This window comes from Streptococcus downii (assembly GCF_004353325.1).
In the GTDB taxonomy this organism is placed as follows: domain Bacteria; phylum Bacillota; class Bacilli; order Lactobacillales; family Streptococcaceae; genus Streptococcus; species Streptococcus downii.
The window spans coordinates 458-9,756 of record NZ_MZNX01000004.1; the positions used below are offsets into that span (position 1 = coordinate 458).

A 9,299-nucleotide genomic window follows, 5' to 3' on the forward strand; every position below is an offset into this window, starting at 1 on the left:
GCGCTAGCTGACGCACTGGCCGAACGGCTCGAACTTACAGAAGCTGAAGCTGAGCGACTTGCAGATACTGATGCGCTAGCTGATTGGCTTGAGCTTACAGAAGCTGAAGCTGAGCGACTTGCGCTGAGTGATGCACTCGTACTTTGGCTTCCTGATACAGAAGCAGATACGCTACTGCTCACGCTTGCACTTGCTGATGCACTTTGGCTAGCATTTGCTGAGATAGATGCTGATTGGCTAGCACTGATGCTTGCTGAGATAGATGCTGAAGCGCTTTGGCTTGCAGATACAGATGCTGAAGCTGATTGGCTAAGGGATCCGCTCTCTTTAACATTTACTTGAATGTCCTTAAAGTTAAGCTGTCCTGCTTCGTCAGTAATCTTAATTTTAAGTGTTACAGTTCCTGTTCCAGTAGGCGTCCCAGAAATTTGGATAGATGGGATATAGCCAGTTTTACCACCCCCTGATGGAACGGTTTTAGTAGTAACTGTTAATCCAAGTGCTTCTAGTTCTTTCTTACCATGAATCAGTTCAACCGCTTGATCTGCAAGGTAAGGACTTTGCCAAGAACCAACAGACTTGTCTCCTTTGTTATTACCATCATGAACATATAAAGTTTCATTAACTCGTTTACCAACTTCAACTTCAGGAACTAGTGGTTCAGGGGAAGGAGTTAGTGAGTCTTTGCTCTTGTTGATAATTGACTCCTGCGCAGCCTCAGTTACAACTTCTTCTGGACGGCCTAGATAGGTAAAGAATTCAGCATCCTTACCTCCCGATCCATTAGTCTGTCTGACGAGCATATTAGGATTTTCAGTTAAAACCGTCCCTGTAATAGTGAGTTTTGGAACATAGGTGAAATCAGCACGCCTTTCCACCCCTACAATATACCTCAAGCCACTATATTTTGTTGTACCACCATTACCAGTGTACAAAAACATAGAATTTTTAGCATCTTGCTCATATCTATACTGTATATCATTATGGAAATATAAAGTTTCATTAACTCTATCGCCTACTTTATATTTTGCAAGAGGAGCCAATGCTTCTTTTTTCCCCTCAGCATCATACGTTACAGCAGGTCCCTTAAACTGAGTAGTAGTAAGGTTCATGAATATGCTGGTTTGAGGAAAGCTACGTCCATCAAAGGTCACATCCAGATTGACACTACTACTAAATGCTTTTGGATTATCACTCTTGAAAGTTACATATGGAATATAACGTCCAGGAGCCACTTCCACACGACCTGTTTCCGAGGTAATATTATATTTCTCTTGTGCTTCTTGCCAGTTTCGAGTCTCTAGAGTTTGTCTTGGAGAAAGTCCTGCAAACTCACTATCCTTATATGAACCGTAAGGATATTCGTCCGCATCAAATTGAGACTTATGCATATAATATGTTACCGAGAAAGGAACACCTGCTCGTCCCAGAAAGACCCGTTGTCTATTTAAACGACCACTTGTTTCTGGAGAGTTGATGCTATATGGATCGGTATTTAGAAAGAAAGGTTCTTTTGATCCAGTATCGATCGGATTTGCTCTAAATCCAGAATACCCTGTCTTTGGTGCAGTCGCTACAGTATTGTCAACCTTTTGGTTTTTCTCAGCTTGCTTGGTTGTATCCTTACCTTGGGCTTGGTTCTTATCTGCTACAACACCAGCTGCAAGGTTGTTGCTTGTTGTTGCTGCTTGGCTACTAAGTTGAGTTGCACTAGACAAAGCATCACCGAGTTTGCTTGATGCTAAGCTAGCTGCAGGTTTGGTATCGGCATTGAGTGATGCTGATGTAGAAGTTGAGACAGATGCTTGTACTTCTGATCCACTCGTTGCACTAGTGCTCTCAACTAGTGAAGTTGAAGCTTGAGCGCTCGCTGACGCTGATGGTGTAGAGCTTACTGATGCAGATGCTTTGGCACTTGCTGAAGCTGATGCAGGAGCTGATGTTGATTGACTAGCTGAGGCAGATGCTGGAGCAGTTGACTGACTTGCTGATGTTGAAGCACTTGCAGATACTGACTGACTCGCTGATGTTGAAGCACTTACAGATGCTGACTGACTCGCACTCGCTTGAGCCTCAACAGATTGACTGACTGATACAGAAGCTGTTGCAGATGCTTGTTCTGTTTGAGCTTTCTTTACTTCTGCTTGCGCTTGAGCAATGATTGAGTTAGTACTTGTTTCAGTTGTTTCAGCCGCTTTTGGTTCAGCTGCGATGACTGTTTTATCCTTTTCTGCATACTCAGATGTTTCATCCGCATAAACAGTTTGCTCTTGAGTCATCACAAATCCTGCAGCTCCCGCGGCCAGGATTCCCCCTATGCCCGCTAGCGTGTTAAAACTAAGGTGTGCGTGATCAAGTTCTTCAGTGTCTGACAGGGTACTAGAGACAACTTCGCCCATCCCACCAATACGGAAGAGATCCAATTGAGAGTTCGAGGCTTTTACCCAGTTTTTACCCGACTTGTAAAGCTTATAACGCTTTTTCTCATCTACGATCTCGAAATCTTTGTTAAACTTTTTACTTCGAAACATTTGTTTCCTTTCTTTTCATCAAAATGCGACCCTTTGTTAACCTCATGATCATTAACAAAGCGTAGTTGCGCTACCCTCTCAAAACCAAAACCAATAAAAGCCGCAGTCAGTCTCAGTTTTTATCCCTTTGACTCAGAAAAAGCAGATTCCATCTGGGATATACCAGTTGCTTTTAACTAGTATATACCATTTACCATTCTATCAAAATAGCTCCTCCTTTTCAAGCAATTATACTCGAAATGACAAATGAAAACACATAATTTTTACCTAAAATTCGCTTTCAAGGATCAAATAATTGAAAACGTTTTATTATCTTTCGAAATCTCTTCCTTCCCCCACCCTTTCACACTAGTTCAGTTAGACAGGAACAAAAAAACCTTGACGAGCAAATCGTCAAGGTTCATCTTTTCTGGAGACCACCTCCATCCAGAAAAGTTCCTAAAAAAAGCGTCCCAACTGCATGAGTAGTGTGACCAAAAGAGTTACGAGAAAGAGAACTCCGCCCAGCACGGCAATCATGCTAAAATCTTGCTTCTCCCTTTTTAGGGGTTTCTTTCGATTATCTAGCTGTTCTCGTATATGTTCTTGTAAAATGCCATTGTCCTTGTTAGACATGTGTTCCTCCTTTTCTGTTGATAGAAAGGAACTTGCTTTCATCGAAAGCAAGCCCTTGTCTTATTAGCTTATAAAATTGCCTTGTAGGCTTCCAGATCAGCCTGATTCGCCGCCTGTTTTTGCTTAGCAAGAGCAGCCTCCATTTCAGACGGAAGAGAGAGAACTCCCTGAATCTTACCTACCATGGCTGATACATTTTCCACCGGATAAATGTGGCTTTCTGCAACGAAACGACGATTGTGACAAGTCGTCTCAAAACTGAGAATCAGCATATTATTCTCAAAAGCTGTTCGACTACCATTGAGAATTTCATCACTGATATTGATATCCAGATACAAGTCACAGCGAGCAAAGAGCTCACTCACCTTAGCTGGACGAATATTAGGGTAGAGGGAAATATTCGGATAGCGATTTAATTCCATTAAACGACTTGACATCTCAGTAATCGCTCCAATATGGAAATGAACATTTGGTAATTGAGTCAAAAGTGGTTCAATTTGCTCGATTTGGTCACTATTCGTCAGAATCAAAGCTTCTGGATTCATATTATTGAGGCGATGGTATTGATAGAGATAACCAACATTGCGGAAGTAACTCTTCTCTTTTGGTGTCGCAAGCTTGAGGATTTTATCATAAACTTGCTTGTCCTGTACTGCGATACGGATGTTGCGATGAGGCAACTGCATCGCTGCCTTCATGTTACCCGGCAACTCCTCTCCAATTGGCTCCTGCCAGAAGAGAATATCCTCTGCTCGTCCTTCTTTCGGAGTCAGACCAACAGCTACTAAAAATGGTGTTGCTAGAGAATTATAGATAATGCGATCTGTATCATATCCACGATATCGCAAGTAAAAGATTACAAACTCTTGCTTAGAATTAAAAATATGGCGTTTTCCATCAAGGGTTAAGACAATATCCTCTGTTAGATGATTTTCCATAATCACCGTTACGTTATCTTGATTAAAATAGCGTGTATGAGTTGGACATTGGGCATCATCATAGGTAATCTGTGCAAAGAGACGTCCCTTGCGATTGTAAATGTCTGCAGCGCGTACACGACCTTGATCATCCAACCACTCGACTGCACGCACGCGACGTTCATGTGTCGGTTGACGGTAAAAGATATTGGCACGTTTCTTACCCATATTCAAGATTTCACCATTAACATTGCTCGAGCGAATTTCCCACAAATGAGGTTTCGGAACAAGGTTAAAATAAAGAGGTAGATCGTCCTCTGAAGCCACATCTCCAGTAAAGTAACTGTAAGGCGACTCGACATCAGGTGCGAGGTAGCCATCGTCTCGGATCACGACAACAGGGCAGTCTAGCCCAGCTGCCTTAAGTGAACGTAGTAAATCAAAACTCGCTTGATCATAGCGTTCAAATAAACAAATCATAGTGTTTATGCCTTTCTTTTCGAATCCCTACTGATGCTGTGCAGATTGAACAAGATCATACCAACGCTGGGCGATATGTTCATCAAGATATGGTTCTGCCACCTCGTAGGACACACGGGATAGATCTTCTTGAGAATGTTGAGTAAATAGCTGGACAATCTTTTCTGCGTATTCCGTTGTCATTGCATCCAAATCATCTGGACGCACCTCAGGAATCAAGTAACCATTTTCCCCATCACGGATAAAGGTTGGATTTCCATAACGTACATCAAAACCAATAATTGGCAGACCAGAACCAACCGCCTCTAACAAGGTCAAACCAAATCCTTCACTTGTGGAGGCAGAGAGGTAAGCAGAGTAATTTCGATACACATCTGCCATGTGGTGATGCCCCATCAGACGAATATAGTCTTCTGCATTTAACTCATGAATCAACTGCTCCAACATGGCTCTTTCGCCACCCGTACCATAGATATCAAAAGTAATTTCAGGTAATTGCTCATGTGCCTTCACTACAGAGTGAATCAACCAATCGATATGCTTTTCACTGGCCAAGCGCGAAGCTGTAATCAATCCAAACGGCTTGCGCTCTCCTTCTGGATGACGCAATTGATCCAAACTTCCCACTGGAATAGTCAAGATTTCCTTTGGTTTGATGGTTGTATATTGGGCGAATTGTTCTTTGAGTAGGTTCGTTTGCGCATCGGTCGAGTTAATGATATAGTCCACTTCGTCAGCATATTCGAACTGATACTCATAATAGTTATTCCATAAAATATAGTCTTTCTCAGCAGGATTTTCACTAAAGTGGTCTGCATGAACGATTACGACTAGCTTTGCAGCGCCCTTATTAGCAAAGATAGCTTGACCAATATCTGTCTCTCGGTCTAAGATCAATAAATCTTTGTCCGTCAGAGACAGACTTCTCATAAAATGTGCGACAAACTCTTGCTTAGAATAGAAAACATGATTTGGGAAACGATAGACTTGCGTCTCCTGTCTACCATCGACATCATTGATGATTTCTTCATAAGCCACACTGCCATCTTCATTGAGCCAGGTACGTTGATATAATTGCGCATGACCATTCATCGGACTAAAATACTCGATAAAATTCTTCGTATAAGTGTAGTACTCTTTTTGAATCAAACAACCACGCGAAACAATTTCAGCGCGCTCAATCAACTCTTTGTCCATATCACAGGCATAACAAGTCACAAAATCACCATCACCAAATACTAGTCGGATCGTCTTCATATCGGTGTCGCGGATAATTTCGAGGGGCTCTTTATCGAAACTCGCTAAGACCTGTGCTAGCGTATAGGTCGTCGGTGCAATTTTGACATCTGTAAAGTGCTGATAAAGCCAGATAACCTCAGAATCTTCAAAGCCGATATTCTTTGTCAAATGTTCAATGTTATCAGCAGATATAAAATCCATAAAGATGAACTTCGCTTCTAAGCCAACACTACGAAGCAATTTTGCACGGTAGATCTGCGCATATTCTACACCGCTACTCGCCCAGCCAATCCCCAAATTGATGTTATAAATTGTCATATTTGATTATCCTCTTACAAAAAGTTATCTCGTTTAATTCTTGAAAGACGTTTGATTCTCTTACCCTTATCATCATCTAACTTATCTTCGTCTTTCTTTTTAGGTTTTGCGCGACGTGAAGTGATGTAGCTGACAGAGATGGTACTATCTGTTCCTGTTTTTGCAAGGGGTTGTTCGAGATGGATTTTCTCTCTCTCAGGCACCACCTCTTCTTTCTCCTTAGCAACTTCTTCTGGTCTATCAAGTTCTTTACGCAATTCTTGAATTTTTTTGATATCTTTTGGTTTGCCATCGATATCGTCCAGTTCTAGAAAATCATCAATTCGACTAATAATATTTTTAATTTTTTCTTTTTGTAAATTATACAATCTCTCAGCCTCTGCCCGTTTTTTGGTCAGAGTATCGATTTCTTCGAGAATAGATTCTCTCGTATCCAAGTAGTCTTTTTGTGCCTTTTCTAAAACTTCTTTAGCTTCTTTTTCGGCCCTATCATGAGCTTCAATGACAAGAGATTTAGCATAAATGACTGCTTCACCGATCTCTTTTTCTTGATTCTTCATAGAGTCGATTTTTTTACGTAGAGATTCGATTTTTTCATTCTTCTTTTGAATTTCACGATCGAATCCTTCCTCTAATGCTTCGATACAATCTTCGACTTCCTTAGCACGGTAGTTACCGAACAATGTTTTCTTCAGTCTCATTTTGCTCCCTCTATTCCTTACTTATTCTGATTTACACCACTACCCCTCATTGTAGCATAAAATAGCGCAAATTGCTATTCTTTTCTAAGCTCCAAATAAGGAAAATATCCTAAGCTGCTATCAAGCAAAACCCGAACTTAGCTTAAAATCCATCTATTTCTAAAAAAATGTCTGATTGATAGATCAGACATTTTCAAAAGTAAAAATACGAACACTACTTCTAGGGTAGAAGAAATTCAGTTATTACTTCCTATTTTAAAAATTTAGTTCCGTCCAAGTAAGCGGTGTATAGCCAAGCAATTCCACACCATCATACTCGACTGTTTTCACGATCTCTTGGATGTTTGTTTTCAATTCTTCAGTTGCTACGCTATTTGAATCATCCAAGACCACATCATCTTCCACGACGAAGAGTGGTTTTTGGTAACGATCGTAAAGATTGTTCATCACGAGACGAAGTCCCACAGAATCAATGCGATTTTGATTTTGGCCATTACTTGCATATTTGTTGATAAAAACTTCTTGGGAATTGCTTGATGCATAATAACTGAAGCTGACAAAGTCAATTTTCCCATCTCTTAGAACAAAGAGGTCGTCGTTTTCAATATCCAAGGCGATTTGATCACGTTCTAAACGACGCAAAAAGTGATTTGGGTAGTATCCACGAACTTGCACGTCTGTAAACAAATAATTTTCCCTATCTTTGACTTCTGCTTCCATTACATCAATAGCATTTTCAGTTTGCTGACTGTAGTTTTTACTAACAACCATCATCCCACCAAACTGAAACTCTGGGTTGATTGTTTTTCCGAGCTTGATTGCACGTGCAGAAGCAACTAATTGATAATGAGCTGCTTGCCAAATCACCTGTTCTTGATTGTCATCTGCTCCAAAAGACAATCCTCCACCAAGAAACGGCAAATGGTGCAAAACGTTGAACTCATTGAAGGTAATCCAATACTTCACTTTGTCCTTAAAGTACTGAAAGACAGCTTCTGCGTAACGCTCAAAGAGTTCAATCATCTTGCGGCTTTTCCAAGCTCCATATTTTTCGTATAGATTCAGCGGAAGGTCAAAGTGACTCAAGGTCACAATCGGTTCGATATCTTTTTCTAATACGTCGTCGATGATTGCTTCATAATATTTCAACCCCTCTTCACTCGGCTGCAGCTCTTCACCATTTGGAAAGATGCGTGCCCAAGAAATCGAGATTCTATAGGCATTAAAACCCATTGATTGAATTAAATTCAGCTCTTCCGTATAATCTCTCTGAGCTACTGAAGCAAATCTCCCTAGGATATCATAAGATCCTAAAGGTACATTTTTGTAGTCAACTGTTCCATTCAAAACTTCTATCCGAGATTGGTCAACTGGTAGTACATCTGTAGTACCCAAACCTTTGTTACTATTTGACATCATATTTCTAATCATAGCGACTCCTTTTGATTTTTATTATTTCTATTTAATGATTGCAAGTTCTGATATTTTTAGGATAATTTAGTATCTTCCTTTTTTTGAGTAATAGCAGCCAAACCAGACAATTCACTTGCAACATTTCTTAAGTCACGTGCTAGGGGCTGCGAACCTGGTCTGAGTAAGTGATAGAGTTGACGTTCCGTCATCCTTAAATTTGTTCCATTTGATTCTGAATAGTGAGACAGATGTTTCAGAGAGTCTTGCAAATCTACATTCTTTATTGATTCTTCTCTGTTTTCAAGCTCCTGTTGCTCCTCAGCAATATGTGCTTGAGATGATTCTTCTTCAAAAATTTCAGGCGTCATCACTCCTTGCACTTTTTGCTGGTGAGTTAGAGGGCTCATATCCAGTTCAGAGAGGCTCTTATACAGACGTTCCGAAGCATGCAAGTCATGCGCGAATACTTCTGTCTCCGCCACACTCTGTCTGTAGGAACCAAATTCTGATTCTAACATACTATAGGATTGAGATAGGGATGCTTTCCTAAAACTCACCGAATCAGCTACACTCTGACTTTGACTTAAAGATTCAGATATTTGTTGACTTTGACTTAAGGATTCGGACTCACTGAGATAGAGGATTTCGCTCAAACTTAACGACTCGGACTCAGAAAGTAGATGAGAAATCATCTCACTCAAGGAATGAGATTCGGAAATCGATTCCCATTCGCTCTGGCTCAGGCTATAGAACTCGGACTCGGAAACACTCTGACTCGCTTGTTCTGATTCGGAAGAACTCCACCACTCTGATTCTGAAGAGCTTTGGGATTCGGATATGGATTCCCACTCGCTCTGGCTTAGGCTATAGAACTCAGACTCAGAAATACTCTGACTCGCTTGTTCTGATTCGGAAGAACTCCACCACTCTGATTCTGAAGAGCTTTGAGATTCAGAAAGTGATTCCCATTCACTCTGGCTCAGGCTATAGAACTCGGACTCAGAGGCACTCTGGCTCGCTTGTTCTGATTCGGAGTAGCTCCACCACTCTGATTCTGAATAACTTTGAGATTCTGAAACGGTTTC

At 40.9% G+C, this 9,299-nt stretch carries 6 protein-coding genes and 1 pseudogene; all 7 read right to left on the reverse strand.

Translation table 11 applies throughout. The features are described 5' to 3' along the window. A partial coding sequence (locus tag E2R31_RS09905; RefSeq protein WP_243701278.1) for a KxYKxGKxW signal peptide domain-containing protein occupies positions 1-2,531 on the reverse strand: 2,531 nt, incomplete at its 3' end. Between the two features lie 438 nt (positions 2,532-2,969). Further along, on the reverse strand, positions 2,970-3,146 hold the full coding sequence (locus E2R31_RS01140; RefSeq protein WP_084945370.1) for an XRE family transcriptional regulator: 177 nt from the start codon (positions 3,144-3,146) through the stop codon (positions 2,970-2,972). Positions 3,147-3,214: 68 nt separating this feature from the next. After that, positions 3,215-4,543 carry an accessory Sec system glycosylation chaperone GtfB gene (gtfB, locus tag E2R31_RS01145; protein ID WP_132972407.1) on the reverse strand — a complete coding sequence of 443 codons (1,329 nt, stop codon included), beginning with the start codon at positions 4,541-4,543 and terminating at the stop codon, positions 3,215-3,217. A 27-nt stretch (positions 4,544-4,570) separates the two neighbouring features. Then, complete coding sequence (gtfA, locus tag E2R31_RS01150; RefSeq protein WP_132972409.1) at positions 4,571-6,100, reverse strand: accessory Sec system glycosyltransferase GtfA; 1,530 nt, start codon at positions 6,098-6,100, stop codon at positions 4,571-4,573. A 14-nt stretch (positions 6,101-6,114) separates the two neighbouring features. Continuing rightward, entirely contained in the window at positions 6,115-6,801 is a 687-nt protein-coding gene (locus E2R31_RS01155; RefSeq protein ID WP_004246484.1) for a hypothetical protein, read from the reverse strand. 255 nt (positions 6,802-7,056) lie between these two features. Beyond that, positions 7,057-8,232: a family 1 glycosylhydrolase gene (locus E2R31_RS01160; protein WP_125425080.1), complete on the reverse strand. Its 1,176-nt coding sequence runs from the start codon at positions 8,230-8,232 to the stop codon at positions 7,057-7,059. A 56-nt stretch (positions 8,233-8,288) separates the two neighbouring features. Then, a pseudogene (locus E2R31_RS09910) lies at positions 8,289-9,299 on the reverse strand (hypothetical protein); the annotation flags it as partial.